The organism is Halopseudomonas phragmitis, from assembly GCF_002056295.1.
GTDB classification, from domain to species: domain Bacteria; phylum Pseudomonadota; class Gammaproteobacteria; order Pseudomonadales; family Pseudomonadaceae; genus Halopseudomonas; species Halopseudomonas phragmitis.
In genome coordinates this window covers 151,640-170,396 of the sequence record NZ_CP020100.1, presented here as the reverse complement: position 1 = coordinate 170,396, position 18,757 = coordinate 151,640, and the positions used below count along the sequence as shown (strand labels likewise).

The following is an 18,757-nucleotide window of genomic DNA, read 5'->3' as shown; positions in this document are numbered from 1 at the left end:
ATGTTCCTTTTGCCGAATGTGATAGCCCATGAGTAGCGAAACTCTGCCCCTGACCGGTCGCCGCATAGCCTTGCCGGAAAGCCGCGAACTCGATCTGTTCGCCGATATGTTGATCAAGCGCGGGGCCGATGTGCTGCGTTGTCCGCTGGTGTCGATTCATGATGCTCCGGACCAGACTCCAGTGCTGGCCTGGCTGCAGGCCTTCATCGAGCAGCCGGTAGATGACCTGATTCTGTTGACCGGTGAGGGGCTGAGACGCCTGCTCGCCAGTGCCGAACGTGCCGGTGGCGGGCTGTGTGAGGCCTTTGTGGTCAAGCTTGGCGAGGTACGCAAGATCACGCGTGGGCCGAAGCCGGGGGCGGCGTTGCGCAAGATCGGCCTGAAGCCGGATGTGCTGGCGCAGGAGCCGACCACCGAGGGGGTTATTCAGACCCTGCGAGCGGAAAATCTCCAGGGCCGGCGTGTGGCGGTGCAGCTCTATGGCACCGAGCCGAATGTGCCGCTGGTGACGTTTCTACAGGAAGCCGGTGCCCAGATCAGCACGGTGGCGCCCTATGTCTATGCCGATGATGTCGAGGATGCCCAGGTCGAGGCCCTGGTCCGGGCCTTGATTGAGCCGGCCGTTGATGCCATCGCCTTCACCAGCGCCACGCAGGTGCGCCGGTTGCTGCAGATTGCCCGGCGGATGCAGTGTGAGTCCGAATTGCTGGTGGCCCTGGCTGGGCTGACGGTGGCGGCTGTTGGGCCGGTAGTGGCCGACGAGCTACGCGAGCGCGGCATCCGAGTTGACCTGATGCCGCAGGAGAGCTTCTTCATGAAACCGCTGGTGCGCGAGCTGGTCAAGGCGCTCGGGGCCTGACCATTCAGGCCTTGCAGGGCACCGCCTTGCGAACTTGTGGCGCGGCGCTGCCAGCGCGTCCCAGATCCTGCTGCACCATCGCTGGCCAGCGCTCGGCCCACGGCTGAGCCTGCTCCAGTTGTCGGGCCAGCTGCAGCAAGCGAGGTTCACTGCCGGGTGGCCCGCCGAACTGTACACCAAGCGGCAGACCGTCAGCGGTCCAGTACAGTGGTACGCTCATGGCTGGGGTGCCGGTCAGATTGGCCAACTGGGTAAAGGGCACGTAGGTCAGATTTTTGCGAGCCATATCGTTGACCATGTTCTCCAGTACCCCCCAGCGCGCGAGCATTGGCAGTAGTCCGGTGGCCAGCAGCAGCTCCAGTATTCGCGCCTGCGCTGTCGGTAGCTGGCCCTGTTCGTGGCGAATGGGCGGGTGGGCCAGGGTTGGTGTGAGGTACAGGTCGTGCTGCTGGTGGAACAACCCCAGGGCCTGGCTGAAGCTGTTCCACTGGCGATGGCTGCGTACATAGTCGGCGCTGCTCATGACCCGGCCAAAGGCCGCCAGCGTGCGGGTCAGCAGTTCAAACTCCTCGTCACGGGCGCCTATCGCCCGAGCCTCGTCCAGAGTCGCGGCGACCTGGCCGAAGTACAGATTCAGATAACAGCGAGCCAGCATTTGGCCGTCATGGTCCGGTGCCGCTTCGACTACCTCGTGACCCAGCGCCTGCAGTAATTTGACCGCATGCTCAACGGCCTTGACTGCTTCGGGATGAACCGGCGTGCCAAGCGGTGAACGGGTGCTGAAGCCGATGCGCAGTTGGCCGGGCTCCTGTTGGGTCAGGCTTCGGTAGCTGCGCTCCGGCAAGGCCGTGTGCAGCGGGTCGCCGGGGTTGTTGCCGACGAGGATATCCAGCGCCAGTGCCGTGTCACGAACGCTGCGGGTCAGTACCCCGTCACTGGAGGCGCCTTCCCAGATTTCCGCTGCTCCCGGGCCGACCGAGATCAGCCCGCGTGATGGGCGCAGACCGAACAGTCCGCAGCAGGCTGCAGGAATGCGAATCGAGCCGCCGCCATCGTTGGCACCAGCCATGGGCACCAGACCGGCTGCCACTGCCGCGGCTGAGCCGCCGCTGGAGCCGCCTGGGGTGTGGGCCGGGTTCCAGGGGTTGTGGGTAGTGCCGAACAGGGCTGGGTCGGTGACGCCCTTTAAGGCCAGCTCGGGGGTGTTGGTCTTGCCAATGATCACCGCACCGGCCTCAAGCAGGCGCTGGACGATATGCGAGTGTTTGCGTTGCGGGATACGGCTGAACACTTTGCTGCCATTGCCGGTCGGCAGGCCGGCGTAGTCTTGCACAGCATCCTTGATCAGGATCGGCACTCCGGCCAGCGGGCCATTCAGGGGTTCGTTCAGGCGCTGGCGGGCAATCTCGAACATTGGCTGACAGATGGCGTTGAGTTGTGGATTGAGCCGTTGGCAGCGTTCCAGTGTCAGGTCGAGTAATTCGCTGGCGCTGATTTCGCGGCGGGCGATGCGCTCTGCCAGGGCGGTGGCGTCGTGGTTGAGATACTCCCGGGTGGTTAATGACATCGCTTACAACCTTGTATTGTTATTTTCCCCGGCACTGACTCTAGTGTAGGAATTGGGGCTTTGCCAGGTTGCTGGTGCTTGTCAGTTCCACCTCGCTGGGGCAACAATGCCAATCAGTGCCTAGATTTCATGCCAAGGATGTTTGATGACCATCGACGTTGACGCGTTACGCCTGCCCCCCGAACAATTGACCGCCCCCATTGACTTGGACAATCTGGGTTTTTCCAGCACTGATGATCTTGACCCGTTTCGCGGCATTCTTGGCCAGGAGCGGGCGGTCGAGGCGTTGCAGTTCGGGGTGGCCATGCACCGCCCTGGATACAACGTTTTTGTCATGGGTGAGCCTGGAACCGGGCGGTTTTCCTATGTGATGCGTTATCTGAAGGCCGAGGCCAAACGTCAGGTAACGCCGCAGGACTATGTCTATGTCAACAACTTCGATGAGCCACGCGAGCCTTGCTCTCTGAGCCTGTCGCCAGGCACAGCCGGGACGTTGATCACCGATATCGAGAAGCTGATCGACAACCTGATGGCGACCTTTCCGGCGGTGTTTGAGCATCCGGCCTATCAACAGAAGAAGAGCAGCATCGACCGGGCTTTCAATCAGCGCTATGACCGGGCGATCGATTCGGTCGAGCGCCAGGCGTTGGAACAGAGTATCGCCATCTACCGCGATGCGCAGAACATTGCCTTTACCCCGATGAAGGATGGCAAGGCGCTCGATGAGGCTGATTTTGCCCAGTTGCCTGAGGCCGAGCGCGAGCGTTTCCATGAGGATATCGCCAATCTGGAGGAGGTGCTGAACGAAGGCTTGTCCAATCTGCCGCAGTGGAAGCGTGAGTCCAGCAACCAGTTGCGTGAGCTCAACGAGCAGACCATCACCGAGGCCATTCAACCATTGCTTGAACCGCTGCTGGAGAGTTACTGCGGCAATCAGGCGGTCTGCGATTATCTGCAGGCGATGCGTCAGAACCTGCTCAAGACCGTGATCGATCAGTTGGTCGAGGAGCGTGGGCTTGAGCCGCGCCCGGAAGCCTACAAGAAAGCGCTGCTGACCGAGCAGTATTGCCCGAGCCTGGTGGTTGGTCATCACAATACCGGCGGCGCGCCGGTGGTGCAGGAGCCGCACCCTTCCTATGACAACCTGTTCGGGCGGATTGAGTACAGCTCGGAGCAGGGTGCGCTGGTCACCAGTTACCGGCATATCCGCCCTGGCGCCTTGCATCGGGCCAATGGCGGTTATCTGGTCCTGGAAGCCGAACGCTTGTTGAGCGAGCCCTTTGTCTGGGAAGCGCTCAAGCGGGCGCTGCATTCGCGTGAACTCAAGACCGAATCGCCTTGGGCTGAACTGGGTCGTCTGACCACGGTGACTCTGACCCCGGAAGTGATACCGCTGAACGTCAAGGTGGTGCTCATCGGTTCGCGCCAGGTGTACTACACCTTGCAGGATCTGGATCCGGATTTTCAGGAGATGTTCCGGGTGCTGGTCGATTTCGACGAGGACCTGCCACGTACTCCGGATAGCATCGAGGGTATGGCGCAGTTGCTCAAGACCCGGACTTCGGAAGAGGGGTTGGCGCCATTGACCGCTGCTGCCGTGGCCCGGGTACTGACCTATAGTGCTCGACTGGCCGAGCATCAGCACCGTCTGTCGGCGCGGATCAGCGACATTTTTCAATTGGTCGCCGAGGCTGATTTCATTCGTCAGTTGGCCAGCGATCCTATTACCGACATCGCACATATCGAGCGGGCGCTGCGAGCCAAGGAAACCCGAACCGGCCGCGTCAGCGCACGGATTCGCGAAGACATGCTGTCCGGGGTGATTCTGATCGACACTGATGGTGCGGCGGTGGGCAAGTGCAATGGGCTGACTGTGCTGGAGGTCGGTGACTCGGTATTCGGGGTGCCAGCCCGGATCAGTGCTACGGTCTATCCCGGCAGCAGCGGGATTGTCGATATCGAACGTGAGGTTAGCCTGGGCCAGCCGATTCACTCCAAGGGGGTGATGATCCTGACTGGCTTTCTTGGCAGTCGCTATGCCCAGCAGTTTCCGCTGGAAATCTCGGCCAGTATCGCGCTGGAGCAGTCGTACGGTTATGTCGATGGTGACAGTGCCTCGCTCGGCGAGGTCTGTGCGCTGATTTCGGCCTTGTCGCGTACGCCGCTGAAACAGGATTTCGCCATTACCGGCTCGATCAACCAGTTTGGTGAGGTGCAGGCGGTTGGTGGGGTCAACGAGAAGATCGAAGGTTTCTTCCGGCTGTGTCAGGCGCGTGGCCTGACCGGTACTCAGGGGGCAATCATTCCGCGCTCCAACGTGCCCAACCTGATGCTCGACCAGAGCGTGCTGGATGCGGTCAGGGCAGGCCAGTTTGCAATCTACGCGGTCAGCCATGTCGATCAGGCCATGGCGCTGCTGTCCGGCCAACCGGTTGGTGAACTGGACTCTGAGGGCAGCTTCCCGGATGACTCGGTCAATGCTCGGGTGGTCGAGCGCTTGCGCGAAATTGCCGAGCGTGATCGGGAGGAGGCCAAGCCCGAGGATGACGAAGCAAAACCCGATAGTCAGACTTGATCAGCCTTTGATCAGCCGGCCTGCTCCCTTGCCGGGACTGGGCCGGCACGGTCTTTCCCAACCTTTCACACAGAGTTATCCACAGATTGTGTGGATGCCTGGCTTGGCTTAACAGCCACTTTGATCGCTGTCAATAACCTGCATGTGCGACCAGTGAGCGCAAGGCCGGTGGCATTGCTGCGCGAAGCGTCTGACGGTGTGATGGATCGGACTAGGGGCTTTTTCTGTCGTTTCCGCTCAGCGCAACCCGGCTCCGGTAGCTTCTTGTTAATAGTATGAAAGTATTAGTCTTTTATGGTTCTGCGGCGCTCTGCACCGAAACAGGGCCGGGACCCGGTGGGCTTTGCACGGTTGTGCAGCGAGAAGGCGCCTGGAGTAACCGTCCGGGCTGAGCTGTCTGGCGGTTGGATGGTTTTTGATCGATTAGGCTGGTGACCCTGTATTGCAGGCTTGCGAGCAGATGTACCAACCTTTCGCACAGAGTTATCCACAGCTTCTGTGGAAAGCGCTCAGGCGTATCGGTGCACTGCTTGTTGGCACCCAGGAGTGCTGTGGGTCAGGGGGCTGAACTCAGCGCCAGGCGCGCCAGGCCACAAACTTGGCACTTGAGCCGAGCTGTTCGACCCGTTGGAAAAAGCGCTTGAGTTTGATGTGATAACCCAGGTGCCGGTTGCCGACCACCAGCAAACTGCCACCCGGTGCCAGAACCTGACGGCTTTGTTTGAACAGGCGCAGGGCGATTTCATCGCCGATCACCTGCTGTTGGTGGAAAGGTGGGTTGCACAGGATCAGCTCGGCACTGGCCGGAGCGACTTCGGTCAGGCCGTCGCTGACCAGAAACTGCGCTGAGCGACCGGCGAAGCCCTGGTGAAAGTTTTTCCGGGCCGAGGCTACAGCGGCGTAGGACTCATCGATGAAGGTTGGCTGAATTTCAGGGTTGTGCCAGGCCGCGAATAGCCCCAGCGCGCCGTTGCCGCAACCCAGGTCAACGACCCGGGCGTTGCCCAGATCCCGGGGAATGCAGGGCAGCAGTACCCGGGTGCCGATATCAAGCTGGTTGCGGGAAAACACTCCAGGCAGGTTGTGCAACTGTAGCGCTGTGTCGGGCAACGGGTAATGGCTGTTCAGTTCGCTGGTTGGCGGGTTGAGATCGGTCTGAGCCCGGACACATAGCAGCCGGGCCTTCTTCCAGGCCAGCGAGGCCTGGTAGGGGCCGATGTAGCGGGCCAGCAAGTCACCGGCGCTGGGCGGCAGGTGCTTGATCATGGCGCCAGCCAGTACCAGAGCCTGGGGCTGGAGTCGACTGTGCAGGTGGCGCAGTTGCGACTCAAGCAGGCTCAGGCTCTTGGGAATGCGCAGCAACACCTGCTGGTAATGCTCGGGCAGCAGGCTTTGGCTGTCGATGAACTGCACGCAGTCAGCGTCAAGGCCATTGGCCTGGAGGTTGTCCTGCATGGCCCGTTGGGCCAGCCAGGAATCGCCCCAGCTGTGAATCCGGTGACCGGCTTTAGCCAGCGCTATAGCCAGTGCGCCGAAAGCGTCGTTGATGACCAGTATTGGCTGCTCGCCCAGGCCATCTTCGTGCAGACGTTGCAACAGATACTGGTCGGCAGCATCGAACGCCTGCAGGGTCGGATTGCGGGTAGGCGGATAGCGCCCAAGGCTCAGGGCGCCGAATGGGGTGTCACAGGTCTGCATAGCCGCTGTCGCTGCTCAATCGGGCCGGCAGTATAACAGGGCCGGTTACAGGTTCGCAGAGGAGCGGACGGCGGTAGCGCTGAGTGTGCTTGCCGGCCGCTCCAGGCCGTGTGCTCAGCCCTGCTTTTGCTGTTTGAGCAGGTCGCGGATTTCGCCGAGCAGTACTTCTTCATTGCTCGGGGCCGGTGGTGCGGCGGGCGGAGCCTCTTCTTCCTTGCGTTTGAGGCTGTTCATAACCTTGATTGCGACGAAGATAGCCGCGGCGACAATCAGAAAGTCGACAATACTCTGGATGAATGCGCCGTAACCCAGGGTCACTGCGGCCACTTCACCCTCAGCTTCCTTGAGCACAACGGCCAGATCGGCAAAATCGACACCGCCGATCAGTAGTCCCAGCGGCGGCATGATGATGTTGGACACAAAGCTGGACACCACCTTGCCGAAGGCAGCACCAATAATGATCCCCACGGCCATGTCGACGACATTGCCGCGCATCGCGAAAGCCTTGAATTCTTCCAGTAATTTCATCTGACTCATCCTCTACAGCGCCACCGTGGCGTACTGCAAGCATAGCCGCTACCGTCAGGATTTGTTGCCGATTATTTCAAGGCGGCTTCGAGCTGGTCACAGACGATATTCAAGGCCTGGATGCGGGCGTAGCGCTTGTCTTCGGCCGGAATCAGGTGCCAGGAGGCCAGTTGTGTCGAGGTGTGCTCGATCATGTCATTCATGGCCTGAACATAGGCCGGCCATTGCTTGCGGTTGCGCCAGTCCTCATCGGTCAGCTTGTAGCGTTTGAGCGGCGAGCCTTCGCGGGCCTGGAAGCGCTGTAACTGTTCATCCTGAGTGATGGCCAGCCAGAATTTGATCACCAGTGTGCCCTTGTCGGCCAGTTGCCGTTCAAAGTCGTTGATCTCCCGGTAGGCCCGCTGCCATTGGGGTTCTGTGCAAAAGCCTTCAACCCGTTCGACCAATACCCGGCCATAGTAGCTGCGATCGAATACCACTACGTTACCTGGTGCCGGAATGCGCCGCCAGAAACGCCACAGGTAAGGCAGCCTGCGCTCCTCTTCGGTTGGTGCCCGGGTACCATGGACCCGCAATGTGCGTGGGTCCAGGCACTGGGTAATGCGCCGGATGGTGCCGCCCTTGCCGGCAGCATCGGTGCCTTCAAACACCAGCAGCAGGCTGCGGCGGGCGAATTTTGGGTGTTGGACCAGTTGCCGCAGACGCTGTTGCAGCGTGCTGAGTTGCTGTTGGTAGTGGTCTTTGTCCTGTTTGAGCGTGTAGTCCAGCGCCGCCAGGCGTTCATTCTGACTGGCTGTCCAGCCGTAGACCGGGTGCTGACTGGGTTGGCTGGTCAGTTGCTGGCGGATCGCCTGGAGCAGGATCTGGCCTATGCGCAGATCGCGTTCCTGAGGGTCTTGGCTGGGTACGCGGATCCAGGGCGCTTCGGTGGTGGAGGTCAGTTCCTCCATGTATTGCGCGCCACTGCGAACCTTTTCATAGTCGGCGGCACTGAAATCACCCCATTCGCGCATGGCGACGGTTTGATTCAGGGCTGGGTCGGCTCGCTTGCGAGTATCGCTGTCGCTCAACTGCAGCCACAGCTTGATCAGGGTGGCGCCTTCGTCAATCAGCAATTGTTCGAAGGCGGTCACCTCCTGCATCTGGCGCTTGAAGGTAGTGGGGCTGATCTGCCCCCGGCTCAGACGCATCAGTGGTTGGTGGTACCAGCTACCCAGGTAGAACGCCAGCTCGCCGGTGGGTGGTAAAGTCCGCCAGTAGCGCCACAGCCAGGGCATACGCCGCTCGATACCCTGTGGCAGGCCAAACGCCCGAGTGTGCAGAAAGCGTGGGTCAAGCCATTCGTAGAAGGTGTAGATGACTTCGGCCTTGCCGGCAAAGTCGTTGCCGGTAATCAGGACCAGAATCGGCCCCTTGTTGGTCTTGCGCAGCTCGAACTGGGCTTCGAGCAATTCTTCTCGCAGGTTTTCCAGCTCAGCCTTGCGCCGCTTTTGTGCCGATTTATCCTTGCTGGTCATGCAGATTGTGGCCATATAACCGCGGGTAGTTGCTCGAAGCCAGGACGGGCAAACAGATAGCCCTGAAAGAGTTGAATACCCTGGTCCTGGAGGAACGCGAGTTCTTCCGCTGTCTCAATACCTTCGGCAATTACTTCGATATCGAGCGTACGGCAAAAGCCGAGGATGCCGATGAGAATGGCTTGGCGGACCCGGTCCTTGTGGATGTCACGAATCAGGGCCATGTCCAGTTTGATAATGTCCGGCTGAAATTCGGCCAGCAGGTTGAGCCCGGAATAGCCGGCACCAAAGTCGTCAATTGCCGTCTTGAAGCCTTGGCGCCGATATTCCTCAATGATGTTCTTGAGGTGTTGCTTATCGACCAGGTGCTCATTTTCGGTGATTTCAAAGATCAACCTATTGGTGGGGAAGTTAAAGCGTTGTGCAGCTTCCAGGGTGGCTCGGATACAGGTGGCTGCCTGATACACCGCATTGGGCAGAAAATTGATGCTGATGTGACAAGGAACGTTCAGCCGGGCTGCTAGCTCCACGGCTTTGACCCTGCAGGACTGGTCGAACTGGTAGCGGTTATCGGCGTTTACCTGTGACAGAATGCTGGCTGCTCCAGCACCGTCAGTACCTCGCACCAGGGCTTCGTAGGCGAACAGCGTCTGATCATGCAGGTTGATGATTGGCTGAAAGGCCATGGAAAACTCGAACCCCAGTGGTTCGCGATCCTGGCAGGCTTTGCAGGGTTTGGCGGTTGTCAGCTCTGACGTCATAAGGTGTTTTCCAGTGCACATTGCTGGTCAGTATAGAGGAAAATAGCTGGAAGGAATCAGCGGGCGCGCCTATCGAGGCTGCGGCAAATAACTAGCGACAAGCAGGAATCCATGGCCAAACAGAAACGTGTTTACGGGTGCACCGAGTGCGGTGCAACCTTCTCCAAATGGGCTGGGCAGTGTGGTGAGTGTCAAGCCTGGAATACTCTGGTTGAGACCGTAGTTGATACTACGCCGGTGGGCGGCTCGGGCGGTGCGCGTAGCGGCAACTGGGCTGGTCAGCAGGCCCAGGTCAAGACCCTGGCCGAGGTCTCAACTGAGGAAATGCCACGCCAGCCCAGCGGCTCTTCGGAGCTGGATCGGGTGCTAGGTGGTGGCTTGGTGGCTGGCTCGGTTGTACTGATTGGTGGTGATCCCGGAATCGGCAAGTCGACCATTTTGCTGCAGACGCTGTGCCGATTGGCTCAGGATATGCCGGCCTTGTACGTCACTGGCGAAGAGTCGCAGCAGCAGGTGGCGATGCGCGCGCGGCGTCTGGGGCTGCCGGAAGACCGGCTCAAGGTCATGACCGAGACCTGCATCGAAAGCATTGTCGCCACCGCTCGGCACGAGCAGCCGAAGGTGATGGTGGTCGATTCGATCCAGACCATTTTTACCGAGCAGTTGCAGTCGGCTCCCGGCGGCGTGGCCCAGGTGCGTGAGAGTGCGGCGCTGCTGGTGCGCTATGCCAAGCAGAGCGGCACGGCGATTTTTCTGGTCGGCCATGTGACTAAGGAGGGTGCGCTGGCCGGGCCGCGAGTGCTGGAGCACATGGTCGATACGGTGCTGTACTTCGAGGGCGAGTCCGATGGTCGGCTGCGGCTGTTGCGAGCAGTGAAGAACCGTTTTGGTGCGGTCAACGAGCTGGGCGTGTTCGCCATGACCGACAAGGGTCTGAAGGAAGTGGCCAATCCCTCGGCGATCTTTCTGTCGCGCTACGAGGCGCCGATTCCGGGCAGTGTGGTGATGTCTACCTGGGAAGGCTCGCGACCGATGCTGGTGGAGGTACAGGCGTTGGTCGATACCAGCCATCTGGGCAATCCACGCCGCGTCACTCTGGGGCTGGATCAGAACCGACTGGCTATGCTGCTAGCGGTCTTGCATCGCCACGGTGGAGTGGCGACCTACGATCAGGACGTGTTCGTCAACGTCGTCGGTGGGGTCAAGGTACTGGAAACTGCCTCGGATCTGGCGTTGCTGGCGGCGGTGATGTCGAGTCTGCGTAGCCGGCCACTGCCGATGGACTTGATGGTATTCGGCGAGTTGGGCCTGTCGGGTGAAATCCGGCCGGTGCCCAGTGGTCAGGAGCGTCTGAAGGAAGCCGCCAAACATGGTTTCAAGCGCGCCATCATCCCGGCCGCCAATGCCCCCAAGGAAGCACCCAAGGGCATGGCGGTAGTGGCGGTGACGCGACTGGATCAGGCCCTGTCGGCGATTTTCGAATAAGTCAGCGGGGCTCAGCCGCTGCTTAGATAAGTGCTGCCAGTTCGCGCTCCAGCAGTGCTTCATCGCCCAGGTTGAGGGCGATCAGGCGGCGCAGGTGACTGATCGAGTCGAGATCGATGTGCAGGCACTCGAAGCCCAGCAGGCCTTCCTCGGCGTGGACCAGATGCACTTCCATGCGGATCTGGCTGCCTTCGGACAGATCGATGATCGCGATGAACGGAGCCTTGCCACGCTGTACCTGCCAGTCGGCCGGTTGCAGGGTCAGCAATCCGCGCAGCGAGAGGTCGACCAATTGAACGCTGGCACACCAGTCGTCCTGCTGGAGACTGGTGTGGGCATCGAAGGGAATGCGGGTAAAGCGCCGTCTGTCGTCGCTCATCGGTCTGGCTTCCGGGATGAGACTCATGCCCTCACTATAGCCGCTTTTATCCATCAAACCACGCCTTGGGCAAGCATTGCGTCGGCAACCTTGACGAAACCGGCGATGTTGGCGCCTTTGACATAGTTGATGTAGCCATCTTCTTCCTTGCCATAGCGCTCACAGGCAGCATGGATCGACTGCATGATGCTGTGCAGGCGCTCGTCGACTTCGCCGGCGCTCCAGTGCAGACGCATGGCGTTCTGGCTCATTTCCAGACCGCTGACCGCGACTCCGCCAGCGTTGGCGGCCTTGCCCGGGGCGAACAGAATACGCTGTTCAATGAACACGTCGACTGCTTCCAACGTCGAAGGCATGTTGGCACCTTCGGCTACGCAGTGGCAGCCGTTGGCGACCAGGGTGCGGGCGTCGTCACCATTGAGCTCGTTCTGGGTGGCGCAGGGCAGGGCGATGTCGCAGGGCAGGTGCCAGGGCCGGTGTCCGGCCAGGTACTCGACGCCTTCCTCGCTGGCGAACTCTTCGAGCCGGCCGCGCCGTTCGTTCTTCAGGTTCATCAGCGCCTGCCACTGGTGTTCGGTCATGCCGTCAGGGAAATGCAGGGTGCCGCCGGAATCGGATACCGACATTACCCGGCCACCCAGCTCCATGACCTTGAGTGCGGCAAACTGGGCCACATTGCCGGAACCGGAGATACAGACGCGCTGACCGCTGAAGCCTCGCCCCTGCTGGCGGAGCATCTGTTCGGCGAAGTACACGCAGCCGAAGCCGGTGGCCTCGGGACGTACCAGACTGCCGCCATAGCTCAGCCCCTTGCCGGTCAATACCGAGGTGAACTCGTTGCGCAGACGCTTGTACTGACCGTACATGAAACCGATTTCCCGGGCACCCACGCCGATATCGCCAGCCGGAATATCGAGATCCTCACCGATGTGGCGGGCCAGTTCGGTCATGAATGACTGACAAAAACGCATTACTTCGGCGTTGCTCTTGCCCTTGGGATCGAAGTCCGAGCCGCCCTTGCCGCCGCCCATTGGCAGGCTGGTCAGGGCGTTCTTGAAGACCTGTTCGAAAGCCAGGAACTTGAGTACGCCAAGGTTGACCGACGGGTGGAAGCGCAGACCGCCCTTGTAGGGGCCGATAGCGCTGCTCATCTGGACCCGGAAACCGCGATTGACATGGACCTGGCCGTGGTCGTCCACCCATGGTACTCGGAACATGATGACCCGTTCCGGCTCGAGCATCCGCTCGATAATGCCGTTGTTGAGGTATTTGGGGTTGTCCTCAAGGAATGGCCACAAACTGCTGAGCACCTCTTCGGCAGCCTGATGGAATTCCGGTTGATCAGGGTCGCGAAGCTTCAGGTGAGCCAGGCAGGCATCCAGAGTGTCGGTCATGTTCAAAGTCTCTTTTATGAACGTTTTAGACGAAGGGATGCAACTTTAGCAGAGCGCAGTGTGCTCAGAAATGGTGCAAATCAATAATTTGCACCTTGTTTGTGCGGGCAAAGAGGGGCGGTATGGACCTTCAGGCCCGGGGCGTGTGCGCCTCGGGCCTGAAAGCTATGACTCAGGCCAGCTTCTTATAGCGTACCCGGTGCGGCTGGGTGGCGGCTTCGCCCAGGCGTTTCTTGCGGTCAGCCTCGAACTCGGTGTAGTTGCCTTCGAAGAAGGTCACCTTGCCATCGTCCTCGTAGGACAGGATATGAGTGGCGATGCGGTCCAGGAACCAGCGGTCGTGGGAGATCACGATGGCTGAGCCAGGGAAGTCCAGCAGCGCTTCTTCCAGCGCACGCAGGGTTTCCACGTCAAGATCGTTGGACGGCTCGTCAAGCAGCAGTACGTTGGCACCCTGTTTCAGGGTCAGGGCCAGGTGCAGGCGGCCACGTTCCCCGCCGGACAGATCCTTGACGAACTTCTGCTGGTCGGCCCCCTTGAAGTTGAAACGGCCAACATAGCCGCGCGAAGGCACTTCATAGTTGCCGACTTTGATCATGTCGAAGCCGTCGGACACCTGCTGCCAGACAGTCTTGTTGCCGTCCAGGTTGTCGCGGCTCTGGTCGACGCTGGCGATCTGCACGGTCTCGCCAAGTTCGATAGTGCCGGAATCGGGTTGCTGCTTGCCGGTGATCATGCGCAGCAGGGTCGATTTGCCGGCGCCGTTGCCGCCGATCACCCCGACGATGGCACCCTTGGGGATGCTGAAGGACAGGTCGTCAATCAGTACCCGGTCGCCGAAGCCTTTGCTGACGTTCTTGAACTCGATGACCTTGTCACCCAGGCGCGGGCCGGCCGGAATGTAAATCTCGTTGGTTTCACTGCGTTTCTGGAATTCTTGCGATTGCAGCTCTTCAAAGCGTGCAAGGCGTGCCTTGGACTTGGCCTGGCGGCCCTTGGCGCCTTGGCGTACCCACTCCAGCTCGGATTTCATCGCCTTGGCATGGGCGGCCTCTTGCTTGGCTTCCTGCTCCAGGCGCGCGGCCTTGGATTCCAGCCACTGCGAGTAGTTGCCTTCGAACGGAATGCCGTGGCCGCGGTCGAGTTCGAGAATCCAGCCGGCGACGTTGTCGAGGAAGTAACGGTCGTGGGTAATGGCCACCACGGTGCCGGGGAAGTCATGGAGGAACCGCTCCAGCCAGGCCACCGAGTCGGCGTCCAGGTGGTTGGTCGGTTCGTCCAGCAGCAGCATGTCAGGAGCCGACAGCAGCAGGCGGCATAGTGCTACCCGACGTTTCTCACCACCGGACAGGTGCTCGATCTTGGCATCCCACGGCGGCAGGCGCAGGGCGTCAGCGGCGACCTCCAGCTGGCGCTCAAGGTTGTGGCCGTCGGCGGCTTGGAGGATGGCTTCGAGTTTGGCCTGCTCGGCGGCCAGGGCGTCGAAGTCGGCGTCCGGTTCGGCGTAGGCGGCGTAGACTTCATCGAGCCGAGCCTGGGCGTTCTTGATCTCGCTCACAGCTTCTTCAACGATCTCGCGCACGCTCTTGCTGGCGTCGAGCTGTGGCTCCTGGGGCAGGTAGCCGACCTTGATACCGGGCATGGGCCGGGCTTCGCCGTCGATTTCGGTGTCGACCCCAGCCATAATCCGCAGCAGGGTCGATTTGCCCGCGCCGTTGAGGCCGAGTACACCGATCTTGGCGCCAGGGAAGAAGGACAGCGAAATGTCTTTGAGAATTTCACGCTTCGGGGGGACAACCTTGCTAACCCGATGCATGCTATATACGTATTGAGCCATGGTGGCGGAACCTGTTGAATGGGATGGATTCGACAAAACCCTGGCCTGTGTCAGGCGGGGCTGGAAAGTGGTGGCAAGGCTAGCCCAACTGAGGCTCAAGGGCAAACCCCCCTCAATCATGTCTCCTGTTATGGTACTGTCGGTTTCTTTAGCTCATCCGTTGGTGCACTACGGTTTTGAATAATATGCAGACACCTCCGGGCTGGCCGACTGACTGGCCGCCGCAAGCCAGCCGGGCCAAAGGCCGGCGAAGCCAGGGGCTGGGGCCGATACCGGTGCTGGTTGCCGGGCTGTTTCTGGCTGTTCTGATGGGCTGGCAGGCCTGGCAGGGGTTCCAGTTGTTGCGTTTGCAACATCATGCCCAGGTGGAGGAAAGTGTCTGGCTGATCGCTGATCAACTGGCGCTCAACCTGGATGTCAAATCACGCGCCCTGGCCCATGTTCTGGATAGTCTGGGGGCTCAGCCTGACGACCCTGTCCTGAGCGAGCTATTGCCGGGGCTGCGGCATATCCAGCCGGTTGATGTGCCGGCCAGCGCCCTGGGGCTGCCACGCGAGTCCTGGAGTCAACTAATCTGGCGCCTGCACCTGAGTGGCCAGGCCTTCGCGCTGGATTCCGATCCACGCCAGCGCGCGCTGTACTGGGCGGTGCCGGGTCGTGAACATGGCCGTTACTGGCTGTTGACGCTGGATGACCGGGTGCTGTCGCGGTTGGTCTCGGCCCAGGCGGCACACAGCTATAGCTGGTTGCTGGAAGATGCCGGGCATGCGCGGGTCATGGCCCGCCAGCAGCGTGACCGGCTGGTGTTTCTCGATAACGCGCCGTTATCGTCGATCGAGCGCGAGCAGGTGCTGGTCAGCGCGCCGGTTGCCGGTACGTTGTGGCAGGTGCGGGGGCTGGTCGAGCCTGAGTACTACCGTGGGCAACTAGGCCGCATGGTGACCTACAAGTTGCTGTTGTTCACAGCCTTTGTACTGGGTTTGATCCTGGTGCTTTGGGTGTTGACCCGCATGCAGCGACTCAACCGCCGGCTCGATGCCGACAGCAAGGCCTCGTTGCAGCATCTGCAAGTCAGTGAGCGCCGTTACCGCGATATTTTTCAAGGGGTCGGGATGGCGCTTTGCCTGCTCGACTTGTCGACTTTGCGCGTGTTTTTGCGCGCTCAGCGTATTGATAGTCAGCAGGTTCTTGATCAATGGCTGGAGGCCAACCCTGAACGTCATCAGGAGCTGCTGGAGACGATCCGCATACTGGATGCCAATCAGGTCACCCTGGATCTGCTGGCGCTGCAGACAGTGGAGGAGCTGGATACGCTGTTCCATCAGGACCACAGTCTGCGTGTCGGAGGCGCTCGCTATCAACTGGTGCTGGCAGTGATTCAGGGCAAGACCCGGATGGAGTTGGAGACGCCCCTGCGCACTCGCCGGGGTACGCTGCGCTGGCTGTGGGTGGTGATGTGCCTGCCGGAGCAGGTCGAGGATTACCGTGCGGTAACTCTGAGCATGACCGATGTCACCACCCGGCGCCGGGTAGAGGCTTCGATGATTGAACGCGAGCAGTTCTGGGCCCAGGTGGTCAGGTCAGTGCCGGATGTAGTGTTCATCAAGGATGTTCAGCGCAACCGTTTTGTTTTCACCAATCGCTCTCTGATGCGTCAACTGGGTTACAGCCGCGAAGAGGAACAGGCCCTGCCGGCCTATCAGCGTGATCGCCTGTTGCACCCGGATGACCTGGAATACATGCAGGCCTGTCGCAATCAGTTGCAGGTACTCAGTGCCGATCAGATGTTGGAGTGGCGGGTACGCTGGCGCCATCGGCACGGTGATTGGCGCTGGTTTTTGCTGCAGGCCAAGTTGCTGGCGCATGACTCGCAGGGACGGGTGCGTCAGGTCATCGGCACGGCCAAGGATATCACCCAGCAAACCCTGGCCAATCAGCGTTTGCAGACCAGCGAGCAGCGCTACCGGCTGCTGGCTGAGAATATCAGCGACGTGATCTGGTCCACCGATGCCGAGTTCCATCTGGACTATATCAGTCCGTCGGTGGTCGCGGCGCTGGGCTACAGCCCTGGTGAACTGTTGAGCCGAGGTTTCGATGATATTGTGGTTGGCCCGCAGTTTCGCCAGTTCATGGACGCATTGCTCGACGAGTTGCGTCCTCTGGTGCATCAGGCTGACCAAGCACAGCAACTGCGTGAGCAGGGATTCCGGCGCCAGATCAGCTTCGATTGCTTAAAGCTTGACGGTAGCAAATGTCCGGTGGAGTTGCGGGTTTCGCTGATGTGGAGTCAGCAGGGGCGTTTTCTTGGGTTGCTGGGCATTGCCCGCGACATCAGCGAACAGCGCCGTACGGAAAACCGCCTGCGCCTGGCGGCCACCGTGTTCGAGAACACTACTGGGGCGATTGTGGTTACCGATCCGGTCGGCTATATCGTCCAGGTCAACGAGAACTTCAGCCAGATCACCGGCTATCTGGCTGATGAAGTGATTGACCAGACCCCGCAACTGTTCTCCTCGCCGGTGCATGGTGAAAGCTTCTACCCGGATATTCTCAGAACCCTGCGCCAGCAAGGACGCTGGGAGGGTGAGCTGTGGCAGCGACGCAAGAGCGGCGAGGATTTTCCTTCCTGGGCCGGAATCAATGCAGTCTATGATCACGAAGGTGATCTGGTCAGCTATGTGTGTTTCTTCGTCGATATCAGCGAGCGCAAGGCCAATGAAGCCCGGATTGAAAGTCTGGCCTATTACGATGCGTTGACCGGACTGCCGAACCGTACCTTGTTCCAGGACCGGTTGGGCAATGCATTGCAGCAGGCCCAGCGGCGTAACGAATGGTTGGCGGTGATGTTTCTGGATCTGGATCGGTTCAAGCCGATCAATGACACCCTCGGGCATGCGGCTGGCGACGCCTTGCTCAGAGAGGTGGCCAGGCGCCTGTGTGACTGTGTGCGCGACAGCGATACCGTGGCGCGGATGGGTGGGGACGAATTCACCGTGCTGCTGGTCGGTCTCAAGAACCGGGATTCAGCGATGGCCGCCAGTGTGCATGTGGCCGAGAAGGTGTTGGCCAGTCTGGCTCCGGCCTTTGTCCTGCAGGAGCGGGAGTTCTTTATCAGCGCCAGTATCGGTATTGCCTTGTGCCCGCAGGATGCTCAGGAGGCCAGTGCCTTGCTCAAGTTTGCCGATACTGCCATGTATCACGCCAAATCCACGGGCAAGGCGACGTTCCAGTTCTACCAGAACGAGATGAACTCTCAGGCGCTGGAGCGTTTGAGTCTGGAGGCTGAGCTGCGCCGAGCACTGCAGGAGGATAGCCTGAACCTGCATTTCCAACCGCAGTTCGACTGTGCCAGCTTGCAGTTGAGCGGGGCCGAGGTGCTGCTGCGCTGGCAGCACCCGCGCTTGGGTGCGGTGCCACCCAGTGTCTTCGTGCCAATTGCCGAGGAAATCGGCCTGGTTGGTAGTCTGGGCGAGTGGGTGCTGGATCGAGCCTGCCAGCAGTGGGCGCAGTGGCGTGATGCTGGTTTGCATTTGCCGCGGCTGGGAGTCAATGTCTCGGCTCAGCAGTTCGCCAGCGGGCAGGTGGTTGGTCAGGTACGGGCGGTGCTGGAACGCTACGCACTGGATCCGACCGTGCTTGAGCTGGAGTTGACCGAAAGCGTGTTGTTGCGCGACGTCGAAGATACCATGCAGGCACTGGCCGGCTTGAAGGCGCTGGGAGTGGCTATTGCGGTGGACGATTTTGGAACCGGCTACTCCTCGCTCAGTTACCTCAAGGAGTTTCCCATTGATACCCTGAAGATCGATCGAGGTTTCATTCAGGCGATGGCCGCCGACAGTCGCGATGCGCGCTTGTCCCAGGCCATCATCGCCATGGCCCGCAGCCTGCATCTGCGAGTGGTTGCCGAAGGGGTGGAGAGCGACGAGCAATTGCAACTGCTGCGCGGTTTTGGTTGTGACGAGGTGCAGGGCTATCTGCTCGGGCATCCGGTTCCGGCCCAGGTACTGCACGACGACTTCCTGTGTCAGGCGAAGGAAGGGGGCTAGGGGCTGTTTGGGCTGACCAGGCACTGCGTGAATGGATTTTGTTGTACCGCTGAACGCTTTTCATGTGCCAGGGGCCGCGGCTTGGGGTAAAATGCGCGCCTTTCATTCCCG

General features: G+C 60.4%; 12 protein-coding genes. 4 read left to right on the top strand and 8 right to left on the bottom strand.

Annotated features, from left to right (window positions below):
* Window positions 1-28 precede the first annotated feature (28 nt).
* Window positions 29-859, top strand: a complete 831-nt coding sequence (locus tag BVH74_RS00705; RefSeq protein ID WP_080048233.1) for a uroporphyrinogen-III synthase — start codon at window positions 29-31, stop codon at window positions 857-859.
* Window positions 860-863: 4 nt separating this feature from the next.
* On the opposite strand, the gene BVH74_RS00700 is transcribed toward BVH74_RS00705, so the two are convergent.
* On the bottom strand, window positions 864-2,426 hold the full coding sequence (locus tag BVH74_RS00700) for an amidase (RefSeq protein ID WP_080048232.1): 1,563 nt from the start codon (window positions 2,424-2,426) through the stop codon (window positions 864-866).
* A gap of 145 nt (window positions 2,427-2,571) precedes the next feature.
* On the opposite strand from BVH74_RS00700, the gene BVH74_RS00695 reads away from it, so the two are divergent.
* A complete protein-coding gene (locus BVH74_RS00695) occupies window positions 2,572-5,001 on the top strand; it encodes a Lon protease family protein (protein WP_080048231.1) in 2,430 nt (809 codons plus the stop codon).
* 570 nt (window positions 5,002-5,571) lie between these two features.
* Here the strand turns inward: BVH74_RS00695 and BVH74_RS00690 are convergent.
* The 4 genes from BVH74_RS00690 to BVH74_RS00675 form a co-directional block, all read right to left on the bottom strand.
* Window positions 5,572-6,699, bottom strand: coding sequence for a methyltransferase (locus BVH74_RS00690; RefSeq protein ID WP_080048230.1), 1,128 nt, complete (start codon window positions 6,697-6,699; stop codon window positions 5,572-5,574).
* Window positions 6,700-6,813: 114 nt separating this feature from the next.
* Complete coding sequence (mscL, locus tag BVH74_RS00685) at window positions 6,814-7,227, bottom strand: large-conductance mechanosensitive channel protein MscL (RefSeq protein ID WP_080048229.1); 414 nt, start codon at window positions 7,225-7,227, stop codon at window positions 6,814-6,816.
* Window positions 7,228-7,298: 71 nt separating this feature from the next.
* Window positions 7,299-8,744: a polyphosphate:AMP phosphotransferase gene (pap, locus tag BVH74_RS00680; protein ID WP_177344496.1), complete on the bottom strand. Its 1,446-nt coding sequence runs from the start codon at window positions 8,742-8,744 to the stop codon at window positions 7,299-7,301.
* Window positions 8,741-9,505 (bottom strand): EAL domain-containing protein, encoded by a 765-nt coding sequence (locus tag BVH74_RS00675; RefSeq protein ID WP_080048227.1) that lies wholly within the window; start codon window positions 9,503-9,505, stop codon window positions 8,741-8,743. The genes pap and BVH74_RS00675 overlap by 4 nt, the downstream gene beginning before the upstream one ends.
* A 111-nt stretch (window positions 9,506-9,616) precedes the next feature.
* Between BVH74_RS00675 and radA the strand changes: the two genes are divergently transcribed.
* Window positions 9,617-10,990 carry a DNA repair protein RadA gene (gene radA / locus BVH74_RS00670; protein WP_080048226.1) on the top strand — a complete coding sequence of 458 codons (1,374 nt, stop codon included), beginning with the start codon at window positions 9,617-9,619 and terminating at the stop codon, window positions 10,988-10,990.
* Window positions 10,991-11,012: 22 nt separating this feature from the next.
* Here radA and BVH74_RS00665 read toward each other — a convergent pair whose 3' ends face one another.
* From BVH74_RS00665 to ettA, 3 genes are all read right to left on the bottom strand, one after another.
* Entirely contained in the window at window positions 11,013-11,369 is a 357-nt protein-coding gene (locus BVH74_RS00665; protein ID WP_080051571.1) for a PilZ domain-containing protein, read from the bottom strand.
* Window positions 11,370-11,422: 53 nt separating this feature from the next.
* Window positions 11,423-12,763 (bottom strand): NADP-specific glutamate dehydrogenase, encoded by a 1,341-nt coding sequence (gene gdhA, locus BVH74_RS00660; protein WP_080048225.1) that lies wholly within the window; start codon window positions 12,761-12,763, stop codon window positions 11,423-11,425.
* Between the two features lie 172 nt (window positions 12,764-12,935).
* Window positions 12,936-14,600 (bottom strand): energy-dependent translational throttle protein EttA, encoded by a 1,665-nt coding sequence (ettA, locus tag BVH74_RS00655; protein WP_080048224.1) that lies wholly within the window; start codon window positions 14,598-14,600, stop codon window positions 12,936-12,938.
* A gap of 185 nt (window positions 14,601-14,785) precedes the next feature.
* Here ettA and BVH74_RS00645 point away from each other — a divergent pair, with 185 nt between their 5' ends.
* Window positions 14,786-18,646 carry a bifunctional diguanylate cyclase/phosphodiesterase gene (locus BVH74_RS00645; protein WP_080048222.1) on the top strand — a complete coding sequence of 1,287 codons (3,861 nt, stop codon included), beginning with the start codon at window positions 14,786-14,788 and terminating at the stop codon, window positions 18,644-18,646.
* The last annotated feature ends 111 nt before the right edge of the window (window positions 18,647-18,757 follow it).

Bases quoted from the DNA above. Each gene is read 5' to 3' on its own strand.
- BVH74_RS00705 (WP_080048233.1), top strand. From the start codon at position 29: ATGAGTAGCGAAACTCTGCCCCTGACCGGTCGCCGCATAGCCTTGCCG.
- BVH74_RS00700 (WP_080048232.1), bottom strand. From the start codon at position 2,426: ATGTCATTAACCACCCGGGAGTATCTCAACCACGACGCCACCGCCCTG.
- BVH74_RS00695 (WP_080048231.1), top strand. From the start codon at position 2,572: ATGACCATCGACGTTGACGCGTTACGCCTGCCCCCCGAACAATTGACC.
- BVH74_RS00690 (WP_080048230.1), bottom strand. From the start codon at position 6,699: ATGCAGACCTGTGACACCCCATTCGGCGCCCTGAGCCTTGGGCGCTAT.
- mscL (WP_080048229.1), bottom strand. From the start codon at position 7,227: ATGAAATTACTGGAAGAATTCAAGGCTTTCGCGATGCGCGGCAATGTC.
- pap (WP_177344496.1), bottom strand. From the start codon at position 8,744: ATGACCAGCAAGGATAAATCGGCACAAAAGCGGCGCAAGGCTGAGCTG.
- BVH74_RS00675 (WP_080048227.1), bottom strand. From the start codon at position 9,505: ATGACGTCAGAGCTGACAACCGCCAAACCCTGCAAAGCCTGCCAGGAT.
- radA (WP_080048226.1), top strand. From the start codon at position 9,617: ATGGCCAAACAGAAACGTGTTTACGGGTGCACCGAGTGCGGTGCAACC.
- BVH74_RS00665 (WP_080051571.1), bottom strand. From the start codon at position 11,369: ATGAGCGACGACAGACGGCGCTTTACCCGCATTCCCTTCGATGCCCAC.
- gdhA (WP_080048225.1), bottom strand. From the start codon at position 12,763: ATGACCGACACTCTGGATGCCTGCCTGGCTCACCTGAAGCTTCGCGAC.
- ettA (WP_080048224.1), bottom strand. From the start codon at position 14,600: ATGGCTCAATACGTATATAGCATGCATCGGGTTAGCAAGGTTGTCCCC.
- BVH74_RS00645 (WP_080048222.1), top strand. From the start codon at position 14,786: ATGCAGACACCTCCGGGCTGGCCGACTGACTGGCCGCCGCAAGCCAGC.